15 protein-coding genes and 3 tRNA genes are annotated in these 18,220 nt (G+C 59.3%); 5 read left to right on the forward strand and 13 right to left on the reverse strand.

Annotated elements, in window-relative coordinates; translation table 11 throughout:
- Positions 1-154: 154 nt before the first annotated feature.
- The 9 genes from rpoB to FHW37_RS06650 form a co-directional block, all read right to left on the reverse strand.
- Positions 155-4,291 (reverse strand): DNA-directed RNA polymerase subunit beta, encoded by a 4,137-nt coding sequence (gene rpoB, locus FHW37_RS06610; RefSeq protein WP_145634211.1) that lies wholly within the window; start codon positions 4,289-4,291, stop codon positions 155-157.
- A 256-nt stretch (positions 4,292-4,547) separates the two neighbouring features.
- Positions 4,548-4,928, reverse strand: coding sequence for a 50S ribosomal protein L7/L12 (gene rplL / locus FHW37_RS06615; RefSeq protein WP_145634213.1), 381 nt, complete (start codon positions 4,926-4,928; stop codon positions 4,548-4,550).
- A 57-nt stretch (positions 4,929-4,985) separates the two neighbouring features.
- Entirely contained in the window at positions 4,986-5,504 is a 519-nt protein-coding gene (gene rplJ / locus FHW37_RS06620) for a 50S ribosomal protein L10 (RefSeq protein WP_145634214.1), read from the reverse strand.
- Positions 5,505-5,860: 356 nt separating this feature from the next.
- Positions 5,861-6,556, reverse strand: coding sequence for a 50S ribosomal protein L1 (gene rplA, locus FHW37_RS06625; protein WP_145634216.1), 696 nt, complete (start codon positions 6,554-6,556; stop codon positions 5,861-5,863).
- A 1-nt stretch (position 6,557) separates the two neighbouring features.
- A complete protein-coding gene (gene rplK / locus FHW37_RS06630; protein ID WP_145634218.1) occupies positions 6,558-6,989 on the reverse strand; it encodes a 50S ribosomal protein L11 in 432 nt (143 codons plus the stop codon).
- Positions 6,990-7,167: 178 nt separating this feature from the next.
- Entirely contained in the window at positions 7,168-7,698 is a 531-nt protein-coding gene (nusG, locus tag FHW37_RS06635) for a transcription termination/antitermination protein NusG (protein WP_145634220.1), read from the reverse strand.
- A 15-nt stretch (positions 7,699-7,713) separates the two neighbouring features.
- Positions 7,714-7,914, reverse strand: a complete 201-nt coding sequence (gene secE / locus FHW37_RS06640; RefSeq protein WP_145634224.1) for a preprotein translocase subunit SecE — start codon at positions 7,912-7,914, stop codon at positions 7,714-7,716.
- 195 nt (positions 7,915-8,109) lie between these two features.
- Positions 8,110-8,185, reverse strand: a tRNA-Trp gene (locus FHW37_RS06645).
- A 154-nt stretch (positions 8,186-8,339) separates the two neighbouring features.
- The gene (locus tag FHW37_RS06650; RefSeq protein ID WP_246690694.1) at positions 8,340-9,707 is read right to left on the reverse strand and encodes a capsule biosynthesis protein; all 1,368 of its coding nucleotides are present in this window, start codon (positions 9,705-9,707) and stop codon (positions 8,340-8,342) included.
- A gap of 201 nt (positions 9,708-9,908) precedes the next feature.
- On the opposite strand from FHW37_RS06650, the gene FHW37_RS06655 reads away from it, so the two are divergent.
- On the forward strand, positions 9,909-11,204 hold the full coding sequence (locus FHW37_RS06655) for a capsule biosynthesis protein (protein WP_145634229.1): 1,296 nt from the start codon (positions 9,909-9,911) through the stop codon (positions 11,202-11,204).
- Positions 11,205-11,592: 388 nt separating this feature from the next.
- Here FHW37_RS06655 and tuf read toward each other — a convergent pair whose 3' ends face one another.
- The 4 genes from tuf to FHW37_RS06680 form a co-directional block, all read right to left on the reverse strand.
- Entirely contained in the window at positions 11,593-12,768 is a 1,176-nt protein-coding gene (gene tuf / locus FHW37_RS06665; protein WP_145634200.1) for an elongation factor Tu, read from the reverse strand.
- A 256-nt stretch (positions 12,769-13,024) separates the two neighbouring features.
- A complete protein-coding gene (locus FHW37_RS06670; protein WP_145634235.1) occupies positions 13,025-13,522 on the reverse strand; it encodes a histidine kinase in 498 nt (165 codons plus the stop codon).
- A 199-nt stretch (positions 13,523-13,721) separates the two neighbouring features.
- A tRNA-Gly gene (locus tag FHW37_RS06675) sits at positions 13,722-13,795 on the reverse strand.
- Between the two features lie 25 nt (positions 13,796-13,820).
- Positions 13,821-13,905: transfer RNA gene (locus FHW37_RS06680), tRNA-Tyr, on the reverse strand.
- Between the two features lie 203 nt (positions 13,906-14,108).
- Between FHW37_RS06680 and FHW37_RS06685 the strand changes: the two genes are divergently transcribed.
- The 4 genes from FHW37_RS06685 to FHW37_RS06700 all read left to right on the forward strand — a co-directional run bounded on the left by FHW37_RS06685 (position 14,109) and on the right by FHW37_RS06700 (position 18,146).
- Positions 14,109-14,990, forward strand: coding sequence for a TrmH family RNA methyltransferase (locus tag FHW37_RS06685; RefSeq protein ID WP_145634237.1), 882 nt, complete (start codon positions 14,109-14,111; stop codon positions 14,988-14,990).
- A 138-nt stretch (positions 14,991-15,128) separates the two neighbouring features.
- Entirely contained in the window at positions 15,129-15,785 is a 657-nt protein-coding gene (locus FHW37_RS06690) for a DUF982 domain-containing protein (protein ID WP_145634238.1), read from the forward strand.
- A gap of 159 nt (positions 15,786-15,944) precedes the next feature.
- Positions 15,945-16,751, forward strand: coding sequence for a 3'(2'),5'-bisphosphate nucleotidase CysQ (cysQ, locus tag FHW37_RS06695; protein WP_145635920.1), 807 nt, complete (start codon positions 15,945-15,947; stop codon positions 16,749-16,751).
- Between the two features lie 90 nt (positions 16,752-16,841).
- The gene (locus tag FHW37_RS06700) at positions 16,842-18,146 is read left to right on the forward strand and encodes a UDP-glucose dehydrogenase family protein (protein WP_145634240.1); all 1,305 of its coding nucleotides are present in this window, start codon (positions 16,842-16,844) and stop codon (positions 18,144-18,146) included.
- The last annotated feature ends 74 nt before the right edge of the window (positions 18,147-18,220 follow it).

Below are 18,220 nucleotides of genomic sequence, written 5' to 3' on the forward strand. Positions count from 1 at the left end.
AAACGGGTTTGGTATCGGCAAATTCCCGGGCTGCCGAACCAACCCTCAATGACAATAGACGCCAATTAAGGCGAAACTCCCCTCACCCGACCGGTTGCCCGGCGGAGCCAAGGAATGGTGTGCGCGATCTCTCACGCACACCGTTGTCAAATCATTACTCTGCTGCGTCAGGCAGCTGGTCTTCCGGCTGGACTTCGAGCTTGGAATTCTCCAGCTCGACCGACAGACCGAGCGAGCGCATTTCCTTGACGAGAACGTTGAAGCTCTCCGGAATGCCCGCTTCGAACGTGTCGTCGCCACGGACGATCGCTTCGTAGACCTTGGTACGACCTGCCACGTCGTCCGACTTCACGGTCAGCATTTCCTGCAGGGTGTAGGCGGCGCCGTAGGCTTCCAGAGCCCAGACTTCCATTTCCCCGAAGCGCTGGCCGCCGAACTGCGCCTTACCACCGAGCGGCTGCTGGGTGACGAGCGAGTACGGACCGATCGAACGCGCGTGGATCTTGTCGTCCACGAGGTGGTTCAGCTTGATCATGTACATGTAGCCGACGGTGACCTTGCGGTCGAAGGGCTCGCCAGTACGGCCGTCATAGAGGACCGACTGACCGCTTTCGTGCAGACCAGCCTTCTTCAGCATCGCAGCAACGTCCGGTTCATGCGCACCGTCGAAGACCGGCGTTGCGATGGAGACGCCCTTGCGGGACTGTTCGGCCAGCTTGACGAGAGCGTCGTCATCGAATGACGAGACTTCATCCTTGGCTTCAGAGGCGTACACGTCCGTCAGAACCGTCTTCAGGTTGCTGATGTCCATGGTCTTGCGATACTCGTCGAGCATCTCGCCGATCTTCTTACCCATGCCGGCGCAAGCCCAGGCAAGGTGGGTTTCGAGGATCTGGCCGACGTTCATGCGCGAAGGCACGCCGAGCGGGTTCAAGCAGATGTCGACATGCGTACCGTCTTCCAGGAACGGCATGTCTTCGACAGGCACGATACGCGAGACAACGCCCTTGTTACCGTGACGGCCGGCCATCTTGTCGCCCGGCTGGATCTTGCGCTTCACAGCGACGAAGACCTTGACCATCTTCATGACGCCCGGAGGCATTTCGTCGCCGCGCTGGACCTTTTCGACCTTGTCCATGAAGCGCTGTTCAAGGCGCGACTTGGATTCGTCGTACTGACCACGCAGAGCTTCGATCTCGCCCTGGACCTTTTCGTCTTCGACGGCGAACATCCACCACTGCGAACGCGGGTATTCGGAAACAACCGCATTGGCGAGCGTGACGCCCTTCTTGAAGCCCTTCGGACCGGCAACCGAAACCTGGTTGCGCAGCATGTCGAGCAGACGGCCGTAGACGTTACGGTCGAGGATCGCCTGTTCGTCGTCGCGGTCCTTGGCGAGGCGTTCGATTTCCTCGCGCTCGATCGCCATCGCACGTTCGTCCTTTTCAACGCCGTGGCGGTTGAAGACGCGAACTTCGACGATGGTGCCGAACGTGCCCGGAGGCATGCGCATGGAGGTGTCGCGAACGTCCGAAGCCTTTTCACCGAAGATGGCGCGCAGAAGCTTTTCTTCCGGCGTCATCGGGCTTTCGCCCTTCGGGGTGATCTTGCCGACGAGAATGTCGCCAGGAGCAACTTCCGCACCGATGTAAACGATACCGGCTTCGTCGAGGTTCTTCAGCGCTTCTTCCGAAACGTTCGGAATGTCGCGCGTGATTTCTTCCGGACCAAGCTTGGTGTCACGGGCCATCACTTCGAATTCTTCGATGTGGATGGAGGTGAACACGTCGTCAGCGACGATGCGTTCCGACATCAGGATCGAATCTTCGTAGTTGTAGCCGTTCCAGGGCATGAACGCGACGAGCGCGTTGCGGCCGAGCGCCAGGTCACCGAGGTCCGTGGACGGGCCGTCGGCGATGATGTCGCCCTTGTTCAGGATGTCACCGACGGCGACCAGCGGACGCTGGTTGACGCAGGTGTTCTGGTTCGAACGCTGGAACTTCTGCAGACGGTAGATATCAACACCGGACTTGCCTGCATCGAGGTCTTCCGTGGCGCGAATAACGATACGCGTCGCGTCAACCTGGTCGACCACGCCGCCACGACGGGCAGCGATAGCTGCACCGGAGTCACGGGCAACGACCGGTTCCATGCCGGTACCGACGAACGGCGCTTCAGCGCGAACGAGCGGAACGGCCTGACGCTGCATGTTCGAGCCCATGAGAGCGCGGTTGGCGTCGTCGTTTTCCAGGAACGGGATCAGAGCGGCTGCAACCGAAACCAGCTGCTTCGGCGAAACGTCCATCAGGTTGATGGTGTCGCGCGGGGACAGCATGACTTCGCCGGCATGACGGCAGACGACGAATTCTTCGACGAATTCACCGACCGAGTTCAGCTCGGAGTTCGCCTGGGCGACGTAATACTTGGCCTCTTCCATAGCGGAGAGGTAGATCACGTCGTTGGTGACCTTGCCGTCGATGATCCGGCGGTACGGGCTTTCGATGAAGCCGTACTTGTTGACCCGGGCGAAGGTGGCGAGCGAGTTGATCAGACCGATGTTCGGGCCTTCCGGCGTTTCGATCGGGCAAATACGGCCGTAATGGGTCGGATGAACGTCGCGGACTTCGAAGCCTGCGCGCTCGCGGGTCAGACCACCCGGGCCAAGTGCCGAGAGACGGCGCTTGTGGGTGATTTCCGAAAGCGGGTTCACCTGGTCCATGAACTGCGACAGCTGCGAGGAGCCGAAGAATTCACGAACAGCAGCAGCAGCCGGCTTGGCGTTGATCAGATCCTGCGGCATGACGGTGTCGATTTCGATCGACGACATGCGTTCCTTGATCGCGCGCTCCATGCGGAGCAGGCCGAGACGGTACTGGTTTTCCATCAGTTCGCCGACGGAGCGAACGCGACGGTTGCCGAGGTTGTCGATGTCGTCGATCTCGCCCTTGCCGTCACGCAGTTCGACCAGCATCTTGACCACGGCCAGGATGTCGTCCTTGCGCAGAACGCGCATCGTGTCCGGAGCGTCGAGGTCGAGACGCATGTTCATCTTGACGCGGCCAACGGCGGAGAGGTCGTAACGCTCCGCATCGAAGAACAGCGAGTTGAACATGGCTTCGGCCGAATCCATTGTCGGCGGTTCACCCGGACGCATGACGCGGTAGATGTCGAACAGAGCGTCCTGACGGTTCTCGTTCTTGTCTGCTGCGAGCGTGTTGCGGATATAGGCGCCGACATTGATGTGATCGATGCCGAGAACCGGGATCTCGTCGAAACCGTGGTCGAGAATGACCTTGAGGGTCTTCTCGTCGATTTCGTCGCCGGCTTCGAGATAGATCTCACCCGTCGAGTAGTTGACGACGTCTTCGGCAAGATAGTTGCCGTACAGATCGTCATTCGTGGCCTTGATGGCCTTGAGGCCCTTCTCGGTCAGCTGACGCAGAAGACGCGGGGTGAGCTTCTTGCCCGATTCGACAACGACTTCGCCGGTATCGGCGTCGACCATGTCGGACAGAGCCTTGGCGCCCTTCAGCGTCTCAGCGTTGAACGGAATCCGCCAGCCTTCGCCGTCGCGCTCATAGGTCGACTTCGTGTAGAAGGTCGAGAGGATGTCTTCGCCATCCATGCCGAGTGCCATCAGCAGCGACGATACGGGGATCTTGCGGCGACGGTCGATACGCGCATAGACGATGTCCTTGGCGTCGAACTCGATGTCGAGCCAGGAACCGCGATACGGGATGACGCGAGCTGCGAAGAGCAGCTTGCCGGAAGAATGGCTCTTGCCCTTGTCGTGGTCGAAGAACACGCCCGGCGAACGGTGCATCTGGGAGACGATGACGCGCTCGGTGCCGTTGACGATGAACGTGCCGTTGTCGGTCATGAGCGGCATGTCGCCCATGTAGACGGACTGTTCCTTGATGTCCTTGATCGACTTCGCGCCCGTATCCTCGTCGATATCGAACACGATGAGACGCAGCGTCACCTTCAAGGGAGCTGCATAGGTCAGGTCGCGCTGACGGCATTCCTCGACGTCGAACTTGGGCAGTTCGAACTCGTAGGACACGAATTCCAGCATGGACGCGCCGGAGAAATCGCTGATCGGGAAAACAGACTTAAAGACGGCGTTCAGACCTTCGTCCGGACGTCCGCCCTTCGGTTCGTCAACCATCAGGAACTGGTCATAGGAAGCCTTCTGAACCTCGATGAGGTTCGGCATTTCCGTGACTTCGGGGATTTTTCCAAAAAACTTGCGTACGCGCCTGCGACCATTAAACGAAAGGGTCTGAGCCATCGTCGCTCCTTCAAAATTGCATCCGGGCCTGCAACGGACGGGGTTCGCTGGCCAGTCGATCCCACGTCAACAAATGGGTATTCTCAAACTCGTCCCACTTCTCGAACGCGCCAGGCCGGATTGCCTGTTCGGTGCGATTCGGGACCATCCTCTTGAGAACCCATTACCCGGGGACCGTTTTTCGACGGTCCCCGGGTAATAAGTTCCGGAGAAATGGATGGGAGAGAGATAGTCTCTCCCCCACCACATTCCAGTATTACTTAACGTCGACCTTAGCGCCGGCGTCTTCAAGCTTCTTCTTGAGGTCGGCAGCTTCAGCCTTCGAAACGCCTTCCTTGACAGCCTTCGGAGCGCCTTCGACGAGGTCCTTGGCTTCCTTGAGGCCCAGGCCGGTGATGGCGCGGACTTCCTTGATGACGTTGATCTTGTTAGCGCCGGCGTCAGCCAGGATAACGTCGAACTCGGTCTTTTCTTCTTCAGCCGGAGCAGCAGCGCCAGCAGCGCCACCAGCAGCAGCAACTGCTACCGGAGCAGCAGCGGAAACGCCCCACTTTTCTTCGAGCATCTTGGAAAGCTCAGCAGCTTCCAGAACGGTCAGGGCCGAGAGGTCTTCAACGATCTTTGCGAGATCAGCCATTTTGTAGTTCCTTCTGTTCGGTTCGAACTGGTTTTAAATAAACAGCGAAGTTCCGCCTTACGCGGCTTCGTCCTTCTTGGCATACGCTGCAAACACGCGAGCAAGCTGAGCTGCCGGTGCCTGTACGACGCCTGCGATGCGGGTAGCCGGGGTCTGAATCATGCCCAGCAGCTTTGCACGCAGTTCGTCCAACGACGGCAGGGTCGCAAGCGACTTGACTGCATCGGCGTTGAGCGTGGTCGATCCCATGGCGCCACCGAGAACAACGATCTTGTCGTTAGTCTTGGCGAAATCCATGACGATCTTCGGAGCCGTAATGGGATCATCGCTGTAAGCGATGAGCGTCTGACCCTTGAAGAGGTCGGACATCCCTTCCGATTCCGTGCCCTGAAGAGCGATCTTGGCCAGACGGTTCTTCGCGACTTTGACGGTGCCGCCAGCAGCGCGCATCTTCGAACGAAAATCGTTCATCTGTGCGACTGTGACACCAGCATAGTGGGCCACGACAACCGAACCAGAAGCCTTGAAGACTTCGTTCAGCTCCGTGACAAATTCGCGCTTTTCCGCTCTTTCCACTGTCTGTCTCCAGTTGGTAGGACCGCAATCCTGCAAGTCCCACCGGGTTGCCTTTGCCTCATACGGCCTCGAAAGAGACCGTAAGTGGCGGTTGAGGATCCTGTCCCCCCGCACTGAAACCGCAAGGTTCCAGGCACAAGGCACACTAGGCTCGAACCGAAAATCGAAGCGCAGGACGCACTTCCAAATTCTGCGTTCTTACCCGTCTCATGCAGGTCATTCGATTAAGGCATCATCCAGAAGGATTTCAGCCACCCGCAATCTCGGACAGGAATTCCGGATTTCTCCGGAAATTCCCGGTCCCGAAGGACCAGGAATTCATGCGGTCAGGCACCCTAGGGCGCCGGACAATTCAATCAGGCCGTGACCGACGACGGGTCGATCTTGACGCCCGGACCCATGGTCGAGGAGATCGCTACGCGCTTGACGTAGTTACCCTTGGCGCCAGCCGGCTTTGCCTTGATGACCGCGTCAGCGAAGGCCTTGATGTTTTCTTCGAGCGCCTTGGCGTCGAAGGAAGCCTTGCCGATGCCGGCGTGAACGATACCGGCCTTTTCGACGCGGAATTCGACAGCGCCGCCCTTGGAAGCCTTAACGGCACCAGCGACATCCATCGTAACCGTACCGACCTTCGGGTTCGGCATCATGCCACGCGGGCCGAGAACCTTACCGAGGCGACCGACGAGCGGCATCATGTCCGGGGTTGCGATGCAACGATCGAAGTCGATCTTGCCGCCCTGAACGATTTCGACCAGGTCTTCTGCGCCGACGATGTCAGCGCCAGCAGCCTTGGCTTCATCAGCCTTGGCGCCACGTGCGAAGACGGCGACGCGAACGTCACGGCCGGTGCCGTTCGGCAGGTTGACCACGCCGCGGACCATCTGGTCAGCGTGGCGCGGGTCGACGCCGAGGTTCATCGAGATTTCGACGGTTTCGTCGAACTTCGCGGTCGCACGTTCCTTGACCATCGAGATGGCTTCCGGGAGGGCGATCAGCTTCGTGGGATCAACGCCTTCGCGGATCTTCTGAATACGCTTTGCAAGCTTTGCCATGTTACGCCACCACTTCCAGGCCCATGGCGCGGGCAGAGCCCTCGATCATGGCCATTGCGCCTTCGAGATCGGCCGCGTTGAGATCCTTCATCTTGGCTTCAGCGATCGTCTTGATCTGAGCCTTGGTGAGCTTGCCGGCGGAAGCGCCCTTGCCCGGGGTCTTGGAACCCGAGGTGATCTTCGCTTCCTTCTTCAGCCAGTACGAAACCGGCGGCTGCTTCATTGCGAAGGTGAAGGACTTGTCCTGGAAATAGGTGATGACGACCGGGATCGGCATGCCCTTTTCCATTTCCTGCGTGGCAGCGTTGAACGCCTTGCAGAATTCCATGATGTTAATGCCGCGCTGACCAAGCGCCGGGCCGATCGGCGGGGACGGGTTAGCCGATCCTGCCTTGACCTGAAGCTTGAGCTGGCCTGCTACTTTCTTAGCCATATCTCTCTGCCTTTCATGATGGACCGAGAAGGTCCGTTATGCCGGATAAATCCAGCGGCTGCGGTTGCGTGGTTCGATCCAAGGACATCCGGCTAAGATGCCCGACCTCCCACGCGGCTGCGGCAAACGCCGCACGAGGCCCACCGCAAAACGGCGAGCCCCATTCTTTAAAAACCCATCAGACCTTTTCGACCTGGGCGTATTCCAGCTCGACCGGGGTCGCACGACCGAAGATCGAAACTTCGACCTTGAGACGGGAGCGCTCCTCGTCGACATCCTGAACGATGCCGTTGAACGAAGCGAAGGGACCGTCGGAGACGCGAACCTGCTCGCCGATCTCGAAGGAGATCGAGGACTTCGGCCGCTCGACACCTTCTTGGACCTGACCCAGGATGCGCTCGGCTTCGAAGTCCGGAATCGGAACCGGCTTATTGTCGGAACCGAGGAAACCCGTAACCTTCGGGGTATTCTTGATCAGGTGGTACGCTTCATCAGTGAGGTTTGCCCGCACCATGACGTAACCCGGGAAGAACTTGCGCTCGGCATCGACCTTGCGGCCACGGCGCACTTCCACAACCTTCTCGGTCGGAACGAGGATCTTCTCGAACAGGTGCTCAAGCCCCTTCTGGCGAGCCTTGTTCTCGATGTCCTCGGCAACCTTCTTCTCAAAATTCGAATATGCGTGGACGATGTACCAGCGCGCCGCCATCTTCATTCTCCAGAATCAAACGCTGACGTTCAGAATCAAACGTAGCAACCAGCCCATAAACTGGTCGGCAGCGAAGAAAAACAGCGCAGCGACAACGACCATCACGACAACCATGACCGTGGAGATCACCGTCTCGCGGCGCGACGGCCAAGTGATCTTGGACGCTTCGGAACGAACCTGCTTGAAGAACGTTGCCGGATTGGTTTTGGATGCCATCGATTATCCACGCAATTACGGCGCGTAAAGCCGAACTTACTCAGCCCCACGCACCGCGTGTCTGTTTTGACCCTACATAAACACCCCTTCCCTCTTAAACAAGAGGAAAAACAGCGTTCGATGAAATTTCGCCGAATGCTCCGAAAGGCCCTGTCGAGCCAGCTTCAATCTGAAGCGTCGAGCTATCGGTGTAACTGGCAGGGGCAGCCGGGCTTGAACCGACGACCTGCGGTTTTGGAGACCGCCGCTCTACCAACTGAGCTATACCCCTTCACCTTAGGCAGCGATCGGATCGCTTCCGATCCACTCAGCCACCCGGCTAGGCGCTCCCTTTAAGGTGCTGCGCCAGACTTGGCAAGAGCGTTTTTCACGTTTGCCAATCTTAAGTTATCCGGTCCCGGTAAAGTTCGGGGCCGGTTACGGCATTAGCGGAACTTGCCGCCGAGACGATCGGAAATATCCGCAACGACCACGGCCGAAAGCGCCTGTTCCGGACCATTGCCAAGGATGTCGCGGCCGGGGATATCTATGCCATTCGGCAGGAGACCGCCCGAAGCCGCCTTCCTCTCCTGCCTTTCCTGGGCAAGCGGCAGACGCTGCCAGGCCAGACGCGGCGGGCTTTCGACAAAGGCACCGGGTTCATTCACGGTCCGGCCACGCACGCGCTCGACAATCGAGGCAACAGCCAGCTTGCGGCCTTCGCGATTGTAGAAATTGCCCTTGATCTGGATCGTACCGGCAATCGCCTTGATGAAGGCGCGCAGCAATTCCGAATCAAGCGGATCGGGCGTGCGCCAGAACGTATCTATGCCGCCCTGATGGGTCAGGCCTGGCATGTCGTAGACGGCGGAGCCGAGCGCAATCGTCGGCAGACCGGCGCGCAGGCTGTGCAGCGCCGTGGTCGAGTTGACGACGATCGTGCCATGCGCATTGCGCAGGATGGCGCCGAGATCGCCCTTCTCGATGAACTGGATCTTGTTTTCGACGTGGTAACGCTTGGCAAGCGCCATCACCACCTTGCCCCAGCGCTCCAGATCGTTGTCGAGCGGATGCTGCTTGACGAGAAGACGGGCATTTTCCGGCGCATGGCGCGAAAAGGACTGGATAACCTGTTCCAGCATCTGCGACAGGTGCCGGTAAGGCGAATTGGCGCGGATCTGGTAATCGCTCTGGAGCTGCAGGGCGAGAAGGTAATTGATTCGCGACTTGTCCTCGAAATAGTCCGCCGGCATATCGTGGCGGGCGCGGAACATGCGCGGTAGCCAGGACAGATAGTCGAAGAGCGGATCGTAATATTTGTCGGACTTGTAGAACGGAAACATCGGCCGGCCGAAATAGGCAAACAGATTGTAGACGACCTCGTTGGTCGCCTCCTGGCCGAATGTATGGGCATAACGGGCATGCAGATCCGGATCGGCGACCTGGGCCGCAATCGTGCGCACCTGTTCCGGATCATGCGGGAAATGCGAGAAACGGCCCATGCCGTTACGCTCGAGCGTGATCCAGTCCGGCCGCAGATAACCGAATTCCACCGCATGACACTGGATGCCGAGCCGCTTTGCGACGCGCGCGGCAAAGCGGTGATAAGGAAGCCGGTCGGCATAATAGAGAATGTCGGTAATGCCTTCGCGGCGAATCAGGTCCGCCAGATAGCGCGGCCAGGCGCGCAAAGTGCCGCGATAGTTGATCGCATTGCGCTTGCGCCAGTAGAGCTGGTCACCGAACGAGAAGTTGACCCGCTTCGTGCCGATCCCCTGCGCTTCGAACGCATCGGCGAGCTCGCGCCAGAACACGGAAGGGGGACCTTGCAGAAACAAAACTTTTGTCATTCCGAAGCCAATGCTACTTGAATCACGATAAGGACAAGTGACCCGCTTAGAATGCGAGTTTCAATTTATGTATAAGCCGATAAACAACGCGGGTATTTTCATCAAGGCAGCCCTCCCGTCAATGGCACAATTCGATTCAAAACTTTCCACAACAGGTTGCGGATCATGACCGGCCGCAGATTCCTGTTCCTGCAGGGGCCGGCCTCTCCTTTCATGAAGAAGCTGGCGCAAGTGCTTGAAACGCAAGGCTCCAGCGTTTTGAAGGTGAGCTTGTGCATCGGAGATGTGGTGTTTTGGTGGCCGAAGAAAAGCCCGCTCTTCCGCGGACGGCAAAAAGATTGGGCAGTGTATCTGGATTGCTACATTACCGATCACAATATCACCGACATCGTCATGTTGGGTGATGGGCGCGCGCCGCACGCGACGGCCGCCCGGATCGGCATGGAACGCGGCCTGCGCGTGCATATTCTCGAACACGGTTATCTGCGGCCGGACTGGCTGACGATCGAGCCAGACGGAATGTCTGCGCATTCGCGCTTTCCCCAGGACGCGAATCAGATCGCGGCGCTCGCTGATCAGGCCCCTCCCGTGCCGGCCGGCGGCCTCTACCGGTCGAGCTTCCTCACTTACGCGCTCTACGACCTCGCCTTCCATATTCCGAACGTCCTTTTCGGCTGGCTCGTGCATCCGCATTACAAGCAGCACGGCCCCGTTCATCCTGTCATCGAATATAGCGGCTGGGTGTGGAAGGCGTTGACGCTGCGCAAGCGGCGCGCGCGGGCAGAACAGGCGATCAACGCCTGCCTTGCAACGGACAAGGGCCGGGAAATTCCGTTTTTCCTGTTCCCACTGCAATTGCCGGGCGATTACCAGATCATCCGCCACGCGCCGGGCGGCAATCTGTTCCGGCTGGTCGAGGCGACGATCGCCTCCTTCGCAAAACATGCGCCGGCTGAAACACGACTGCTGTTCAAGGTCCACCCGATCGATAACGGTCTGTCACGCTGGCCGGAGCGGATCGCCGAAACTGCCGCACGCCACGGCATTTCGGACCGCGTCTTTCTGGCCGACGGCGGCAATACGGACGAGCTGATCCGCAAATCGGCAGGCGTCGTCACGGTCAATTCGACGGTCGGCCTGACGGCGCTGATCGCCGGCCGCCCGGTCATCGCGCTCGGCGCTGCGATCTATGATGTGCCGGGCCTGACCTTTCAGGACAGTCTGGCGGATTTCTGGCGTTACCCGATCACACCCGATCCGGACCTTCTCGACGCGTTTCTCCGGGCGCTTGCGGCCACGACACAGGTGCGCGGCGGCTTTATCGGCGAGGCGGCGATCACCGCCGGTGCGGAGAATGTTGCCGCGCGTTTGCTGGAAGAAGAGGAACGGCTGCCGATAGCGCTGCGCAAGCCGCAGGGGATGCCTCGGTTCCGATATGCGGAAGAGCTCGGGCAATCATAATATTGCAGCCGCTCTAATCGTTGGACTTGGGCGTCTTTGGAGGTTCGAGCGCGCATTCACGGTTTGCGCCGGTGCCGGGAGCGTTTTCGAAGACGCATCGCGTCTCCGGCGGATTGCCGCACACTTTATAGAGGGCCTTGAAGCCCACGCATTTTCCGTCCGGTCCGCGATAACCCGGACCACCTTTGCAGCCGCAACCACGGCAAGCGGGACGGTCAGGGCATGCCGCATGGGCAGCCGGCGCCTGATGAAACGCAGCAGCAACGGCTAATGCCATGATTGCGATAATCCGCACACTCGCCTCCCCGCTGATGCGCCACCATTCACCCCAACGAAAAAGGCCCCGCCGTTTCCGGCGAGGCCCTTTCTAACTTGGTCGCTCTATCGATTACTCGATGATGGAAGCGACGATGCCGGCGCCGACGGTACGGCCGCCTTCGCGGATAGCGAAGCGCAGCTTTTCTTCCATCGCGATCGGAACGATCAGTTCGACGGCAACCGTGACGTTATCGCCAGGCATAACCATTTCCGTGCCTTCCGGCAGGGAGACGATGCCCGTCACGTCCGTCGTGCGGAAGTAGAACTGCGGACGGTAGTTGGTGAAGAACGGCGTATGACGGCCGCCTTCTTCCTTCGTCAGGATGTAGGCTTCTGCCATGAACTTCTTGTGCGGCTTGACCGAACCCGGCTTGCACAGGATCTGACCACGCTCGACGCCGTCACGGTTAACACCGCGAACCAGTGCGCCGATGTTGTCGCCGGCCTGACCCTGGTCGAGCAGCTTGCGGAACATTTCAACGCCGGTAACCGTCGTCTTCGAGGTGGCGCGGATGCCGACGATTTCGACTTCTTCACCAACCTTGACGATGCCGCGCTCGACGCGACCGGTCACGACCGTACCACGACCCGAGATCGAGAACACGTCTTCGATCGGCATCAGGAACGGCTGGTCGATCGGACGCTCAGGCGTCGGGATGTAGGCGTCGACTTCGGCCATCAGCTTGCGGATAGCGTCTTCGCCGATGGTCTTGTTCGAATCTTCGAGAGCGGCCAGAGCCGAACCCTTGACGATCGGAATGTCATCGCCCGGGAAGTCGTAGGACGACAGAAGTTCGCGAACTTCCAGTTCGACGAGCTCGAGGAGCTCTTCGTCGTCAACCTGGTCGACCTTGTTGAGGAACACGACGATCGCCGGAACGCCAACCTGGCGCGCGAGCAGGATGTGTTCGCGGGTCTGCGGCATCGGGCCGTCAGCAGCCGAGCACACCAGGATCGCGCCGTCCATCTGGGCTGCGCCGGTGATCATGTTCTTGACGTAGTCGGCGTGGCCGGGGCAGTCAACGTGTGCGTAGTGGCGGTTCGGGGTCTCGTATTCGACGTGCGCCGTCGAGATGGTGATACCACGGGCCTTTTCTTCCGGAGCAGCGTCGATCTGGTCATACGCCTTGAATTCACCGAAATACTTCGTGATCGCAGCCGTCAGCGACGTCTTGCCGTGGTCGACGTGACCGATCGTGCCAATGTTGACGTGCGGCTTATTGCGCTCAAACTTGCTCTTTGCCATTGAATGCTTCCTGTGAACATAAGAGGTGAACCCGGCGTCCGGGTTTGGTGTCGCCGTTTAAGGCTTTCCATAGGATTGCGCAAGACATAATTGCGCGCGGCGCCAGTACAAGGGGCGCGGCCGAAAACGCGGTAAATCGCGCGTTCCACGAGAGGCTTTTCCGACATGGCGAAATCGCCATGCATGCCCTCGCCTTTCAGCCATGAAGCCGGCCGCCATAACATGGGATGACAGCCGGCCAATGGATGCCGCAGGCTTATTTGCCGGCAGATTTCAGCGACTGGATGATCGCCAGCAGTTCCGGCCCATGCTTTTCCTGCTCGCCCTTGGTACCCCAATAGGTAATGACGAGAAGCTTGCCTGGCTTCGGCGACAGGAAGGAAAGACCGATATTGACCGGGCCGTCCTTGTCCTTGCCGCTCCAGTCGAGATTGCTCATTTTCATGCCGTTGACGGTATCATCGGATTCCTTCTGGCTCTTCTCGTCGATCGAGACGCCATTCTGCTGAAGGAAATCGATCGCGTCGCTGATCACCTTGTCGGAGGTCTTTTCGTCGGCGATATCGATCGACAGATAGATCGCGCTGTCGTCAGAGGTTGCCTGGATGCCGGTTTCGGTCTCCTCCGGGCCCCAGCTGTCGGGGATGGTAATCTGGGCAATCGGCTTTTCGCTCGGAAACTTCAGGGTTTCGGCGAAAGAGACGCAAGGGATCAGCATGGTTGCAAGCGCTGCGGCAGCAAGCATTTTCTTCATGGAGAATATCCGTCAAAAGAGGAGAGCGCGGCATCTTGCCGGCCCACGATCTTTAGAAGAAACCGCAAGGAAAGTCGCATCCAAAAATGGTATAAACCGCGGCTTTAAAAAGATAAATTTCTGCGGCGCGTAAATTTGACCAAACGCAAGAATAGCGGATGCCGCCGATACTTTATCATCAATTTTCGAAGAGGGAGCTTGGAGCGGGTAGCGGGAATCGAACCCGCGTATTCAGCTTGGAAGGCTGCTGCTCTACCATTGAGCTATACCCGCGGAGGTGGTCACGATCTGAGACGAATGGTGGAGAGAGTTGGATTTGAACCAACGTAGGCTGAGCCAACGGATTTACAGTCCGTCCCCTTTAACCACTCGGGCATCTCTCCAGTTTTTCGTCCGGATCGTTAGACCAAGTTCGGCAGACTGTGAAGCTTGCCGCCCCGTTGTCTGCGCCGCGTATATGACGGCCTCGATCCCGTCTGTCAACACGGGAAAACAGCAAAAATTACGAAAATAAAACAGCGTCCACAGGCAGCCGGTTTGGCAGGTGGGGCTTTGCCGGGCCAATGCCCCTGAGTTATAAGGCGTCATGAGCAAAGACGACACAAAAGACAAATCCACCCGCGACACCCATTATGCGACGCTTCGGCGCGCGGTGCGCGATGCCAAGCGCGAGCGTGGCGAAATTCCAACCCCGCAGCAGAAGCGGATCAAGTCCAACAAGGACTGGAAGCCGCCGCAGTTGCAGCCCGAACAGGTCTTTCTCTATGGCCTGCATACGGTCAGGGCGGCTCTCGATAATAAAGAGCGCAAGCTGATCAAGCTTTCGGTGACGCAGAATGCGTTCGCAAGGCTTGATATCGGCGAGGATCCATCCGCCCTTTCCTTCCCCGTCGAATTCGTTTCGCCGCAGGATATCGACAAGGTGCTCGGCCCCGAAGCGATCCACCAGGGCGTGATGCTGGAAACAAGGCCGCTGCCGGTGCGCCGGCTTGAAGCCTTGAAGAAAAGCCCGCTTCTTCTTGTCCTGGACCAGGTCACCGATCCGCATAATGTCGGCGCGATCATGCGTTCGGCCGTTGCTTTCGATGCCGGCGCCGTCATCACCACCCAGAGACATAGCCCGACCGAGTCGGGCGTGCTTGCCAAATCGGCTTCCGGTGCACTGGAACTCATTCCCTATATCCAGATCGGCAATCTTGCCGAGGCGCTAGACGAGCTGCATCGGCTCGGCTTCCAGACGATCGGCCTTGATTCGGAAGGCCCCGCCCCGCTGGAAGGCACCTTCGAGGGCGAGCGCGTGGCGCTTGTACTCGGCTCCGAAGGCAAGGGCCTGCGCCAGAAGACGCGCGAGACGGTGACGTCTCTGGCACGGCTGGACATGCCGGGCGCGATCAAGTCGCTCAACGTTTCGAATGCCGCGGCAATCGCGCTTTATGCGACACGCCAGCATCTGACCCGCAAGAGCTGAATTTCGACACCAGATCCGGACCGCCCACACAATCCATGCGGGCGGTCCATTCCATGATGCAGCGCAATACAACTTCGACGCAATCCCGACGCAAGCTTTATATGAATATCTCCTAATGTGCTTATTAAGGAGATTCATATGAATCGCGGGAGTTGGAAAAAGCCGGTCGTCCTCGAAATCTTCGGGCGGCCCGGCACGATTACCGTTTCGGACACGCTCGACGCGGCATTGATGATGCTCGCGGCCTGGCCATGCAAACGGACGGACGCACATCTGACGGCCGTGCGCGCCTGCCGCGACGCGCTGACCGGCAAGGCATCACCCTCGCTGGCCCGGGCCGATTTTATCGGCGCAGCACTTGAGGCCGGTTTCCATGTGCAGCCGGAAACCTTTCTTTATGACAATGAGGAAGAAGAACCGGAGGTCATCCTCTATGTGCCGCCGCGACCTTCCTGGCTACCGCCCCTGTCCTCTCCCATGATCGATCAGGCAATAGCACCGAACCCAGCCATGCCGGCGCAAGAGCTTCCGGACAGCATTTCCGCCTATCTGCCGGCGCCCAGCGCGGATGCGGCACCGGCAACAGAGAAGACACCTGTCACCTGGACGGAACATTTCGTCTCGCAGCCGGCTCCTGCTCTCGCCGCCCGCGCCGATATTCCCGACATGCATGTGCTTCTCATCCGGCTTGCCGAAACGCTTGGCATGATCATGCTGGTCACCCTGCAGAATGCCGCGGGCCTGCTCAATATCGATATCCGGCGGCGACGTCCCGGTCGGGCAGCGCCGCAGTAGGCTGCGCTCTATATATAAGCGGGAGGAGCGGCGTTTCGGCGCGTGGCAAGAAGCCGGCATTGCGTGACGGAGGGCAATTGCCGTAAGGCATTGCCCATGACATCGATGTTGAAACCTTCCGAGCCTGCCTCCTCTCTGATCCCCGGCCGAGTCTCCGGCATGCTGGAGATTTTCGAAAGCGCGGCCCTTGCCGCCGGCAAGGCCATTGTCGAGATCCGGCAAGCCGGGGCAGTCACCCATTACAAGGCTGACCGCTCCCCGGTGACCGAGGCCGACGAAGAAGCCGAGCGGATCATTCTTGCGGCGCTCGCCCAAAACTTTCCGGAAATTCCCGTGATTGCCGAGGAGCAGGTGGCGGCAGGCCATGTGCCTGACATTACCGGCCGATCCTTCCTGCTCGTCGACCCGCTCGACGGCACCAAGGAATTTGTCAGCGGCAAGGATGATTTCACCGTCAATATAGCCCTGATCGAAGATGGCGTGCCGACTGCCGGCATCGTTTATGCGCCTGCACTGGGCGTTGCCTATGCGGGTGCCGGCAGTCAGGCCTGGAAGATCAAGGTCGGTGCGGATTTTACGCCTGAGAGCCGCGAGCCGATCCGCTGCCGGGCCATGCGCCAGCCGCCGGTGGCGCTGGCCAGCCGGTCGCACCGCACCGCCGAGACGGACGCCTTCCTTGAACGTTGCGGCGCGATGGAAACGAAATCGATCGGTTCGTCCCTGAAATTCTGCCTTCTGGCAGAGGGGGGCGCCGATATCTATCCCCGCTTCGGCCGGACGATGGAATGGGACACGGCTGCCGGCGATGCCGTGCTGCGCGCTTCCGGCGGCCATACGCGTGACACAAACGGCCTGCCCTTGCGCTACGGCAAGACGAACCAGTCGGATGATGCGGATTTTGCCAATCCGCATTTTATCGCGGAAGGTCCGGCGCCAGATCCGGTGGTGAGACAGGAAATCCGTTGATACCCCGCAATGGGCGGGCGGCCCGTCACATTGCAATAAAAAACAGATGATTTAGGAAGCCGCGCAGAATGCGTGGCAAAGAGGTGCGGAATGCATATCGTAATGGTCGGTTCGGGCTATGTGGGCCTGGTGTCTGGTGCATGCTTTGCGGATTTCGGGCATGACGTGGTCTGCGTCGACAAGGCCGCAGACAAGATCGAGGCCCTGAAGAACGGCGTTATCCCGATTTTCGAGCCGGGTCTCGACCAGCTCGTCGAAACCAATGTCAAGGCGGGTCGCCTCTCCTTCACGACCGAGCTCGCGGAAGCGGTCGCTGCCGCGGACGTCGTCTTCATCGCCGTCGGCACGCCGTCGCGGCGCGGTGATGGCCATGCCGACCTCGGCTACGTCTATGCGGCGGCGCGCGAAATCGCGGCCTCGATCAAGGGCTTTACCGTCGTCGTCACCAAATCAACCGTGCCGGTCGGCACCGGCGACGAGGTGGAGCGGATCATCCGCGAGACCAATCCGGATGCCGATGTCGCTGTCGTCTCCAACCCGGAATTTTTGCGCGAAGGTGCAGCGATCGAAGATTTCAAGCGGCCTGACCGCATCGTCGTCGGCCTTGCCGACGATCGTGCGCGTGGCGTCATGACCGAAGTCTACCGGCCGCTTTATCTCAATCAGGCGCCCATTCTCTTCACCAGCCGCCAGACATCCGAGCTGATCAAATATGCGGCCAACGGTTTTCTGGCGATGAAGATCACCTTCATCAACGAGATCGCCGATCTGTGCGAACGTGTCGGCGCCGACGTGCAGGATGTTTCGCGCGGCATCGGCCTCGATGGCCGTATCGGCGCAAAGTTTCTGCATGCCGGCCCGGGTTATGGCGGTTCCTGCTTCCCCAAAGACACGCTGGCGCTGGCAAAGACCGCACAGGACCATGACAGCCCGATGCGGCTGATCGAAACGACGATCGCAATCAACGACAACCGCAAGCGCGCCATGGGCCGCAAGGTCATCAATGCTGCCGGCGGCGACGTGCGCGGCAAGAAGGTCGCCGTCTTCGGTCTCACCTTCAAGCCGAATACAGACGACATGCGCGACAGCCCGGCGATTGCGATCGTCCAGGCTCTGCAGGATGCGGGTGCAATCGTTTCCGGCTACGATCCGGAGGGGATGGAAAACGCCCGCCAGATGATGGATATCGAATTTGCCAAGGGGCCTTATCAGGCGGCCGAAGGCGCCGATGTCGCGGTTCTGGTGACGGAATGGAACGAGTTCCGGGCGCTTGATCTCAACCGGCTGAAATCGGTGATGAAGGCCCCTGTTCTGGTGGACCTGCGCAATGTCTATCGCGCCCATGAGGTTGAGGCACACGGCTTTGCCTATGCGGGCGTCGGCAAGGTGAAGTGAGGCCGGCGATTTTGGATAGTTTTCAAGGGCGGCAGCGATGTCGCCCTTTTTCTTTTCACTGTCTTATCTACGAT

The sequence above is a fragment of the Neorhizobium alkalisoli genome, assembly GCF_007829835.1.
Taxonomy (GTDB): domain Bacteria; phylum Pseudomonadota; class Alphaproteobacteria; order Rhizobiales; family Rhizobiaceae; genus Neorhizobium.

Coding starts and splice junctions, on each gene's coding strand:
- rpoB (WP_145634211.1), bottom strand. CDS start 4,291: ATGGCTCAGACCCTTTCGTTTAATGGTCGCAGGCGCGTACGCAAGTTT.
- rplL (WP_145634213.1), bottom strand. CDS start 4,928: ATGGCTGATCTCGCAAAGATCGTTGAAGACCTCTCGGCCCTGACCGTT.
- rplA (WP_145634216.1), bottom strand. CDS start 6,556: ATGGCAAAGCTTGCAAAGCGTATTCAGAAGATCCGCGAAGGCGTTGAT.
- rplK (WP_145634218.1), bottom strand. CDS start 6,989: ATGGCTAAGAAAGTAGCAGGCCAGCTCAAGCTTCAGGTCAAGGCAGGA.
- nusG (WP_145634220.1), bottom strand. CDS start 7,698: ATGGCGGCGCGCTGGTACATCGTCCACGCATATTCGAATTTTGAGAAG.
- secE (WP_145634224.1), bottom strand. CDS start 7,914: ATGGCATCCAAAACCAATCCGGCAACGTTCTTCAAGCAGGTTCGTTCC.
- FHW37_RS06655 (WP_145634229.1), top strand. CDS start 9,909: ATGACCGGCCGCAGATTCCTGTTCCTGCAGGGGCCGGCCTCTCCTTTC.
- tuf (WP_145634200.1), bottom strand. CDS start 12,768: ATGGCAAAGAGCAAGTTTGAGCGCAATAAGCCGCACGTCAACATTGGC.
- FHW37_RS06670 (WP_145634235.1), bottom strand. CDS start 13,522: ATGAAGAAAATGCTTGCTGCCGCAGCGCTTGCAACCATGCTGATCCCT.
- FHW37_RS06685 (WP_145634237.1), top strand. CDS start 14,109: ATGAGCAAAGACGACACAAAAGACAAATCCACCCGCGACACCCATTAT.
- FHW37_RS06690 (WP_145634238.1), top strand. CDS start 15,129: ATGAATCGCGGGAGTTGGAAAAAGCCGGTCGTCCTCGAAATCTTCGGG.
- cysQ (WP_145635920.1), top strand. CDS start 15,945: ATGCTGGAGATTTTCGAAAGCGCGGCCCTTGCCGCCGGCAAGGCCATT.
- FHW37_RS06700 (WP_145634240.1), top strand. CDS start 16,842: ATGCATATCGTAATGGTCGGTTCGGGCTATGTGGGCCTGGTGTCTGGT.